We start from the raw sequence: 270 nt of genomic DNA on the forward strand, positions 1-270 counted from the left end.
TATTAGGAACTAACAATGTTCATGCTCAAAATACAACTGCAACCACAACCGTAAACATTACCCTGAATGATGTAATCTCTATCGACGCCGGGAGTACTGCAATTGGTAATACCGTTGACTTCAACTATGCTACTGCAGCAGATTATAACTCTGATCAAACCATTACTAAAGCCAATTCTTTAAAAGTTACTTCAACGAAGAACTTTAATGTTAAAGTTAAAGCTGGGGGACCTAATTTCATGAATGGAACCAACTTAATCCCTGTAAATG

1 pseudogene is annotated in these 270 nt (G+C 36.7%); it reads left to right on the forward strand.

What is annotated here, in order from left to right:
* A pseudogene (locus tag AB671_RS22605) lies at positions 1–270 on the forward strand (peptidoglycan-binding protein LysM); the annotation flags it as partial.

Source organism: Chryseobacterium sp. BGARF1, assembly GCF_001677955.1.
Lineage (GTDB): Bacteria > Bacteroidota > Bacteroidia > Flavobacteriales > Weeksellaceae > Chryseobacterium.